Source organism: Halomonas sp. ND22Bw (assembly GCF_003011945.1).
GTDB lineage: Bacteria > Pseudomonadota > Gammaproteobacteria > Pseudomonadales > Halomonadaceae > Halomonas > Halomonas halophila.
The window spans coordinates 1-584 of the sequence record NZ_PXWD01000068.1 but is presented as its reverse complement, the minus strand read 5'-3'; the positions used below and the strand labels follow the sequence as shown (position 1 = coordinate 584).

The window sequence follows — 584 nt, the reverse complement described above, 5'->3', positions numbered from 1 at the left end:
CGCTACCGCTGCAACGACTACTCGGTGCCGACCGCCTACGGCTTCCGGGACGTGCTGGTGAAGGGCTTCGTCGAAGAGGTCGTGATCCTATGCGGCAGCATCGAGATCGCCCGGCATGAGCGCAGCTACGGCACAGGCATGTTCGTGTCCGACCCGCTGCATTACCTCGCCTTGATCGAGACCAAACCGAACGCTCTCGACCAGGCGGCCGCGCTCCAGGGCTGGGATCTGCCCGAGGCGTTCCAGCACCTGCGCCACCTCCTGGAGGCGCGCATGGGCAACCGCGGCAAGCGCGAGTTCATCCAGGTGCTGCGCCTGATGGAGGCGATGCCCAAGGACGTCGTGGCCTCGGCCGTCACCGACGCGATCCGGCTCGGAGCGATCGGCTTCGACGCGGTCAAGCTGATCGCGCTGGCCCGGCTGGAGCGACGACCGCCCCGGCTCGACCTGGCGGCCTATCCGCATCTGCCCAGGACCGCGGTGAGGACGACCGTGGCCGCCGACTACGCGGTGCTGGTACCGGAGGTGGCGGCATGAGCGCGGCGCGTGACGAGACGATGCCGGGCGGCACCACCGGCGCGCTG

At 69.5% G+C, this 584-nt stretch carries 1 pseudogene; it reads left to right on the top strand.

The features are described 5' to 3' along the window. A pseudogene (locus CVH10_RS16985) lies at nt 1-537 on the top strand (IS21 family transposase); the annotation flags it as partial. Between the last annotated feature and the right edge of the window lie 47 nt (nt 538-584).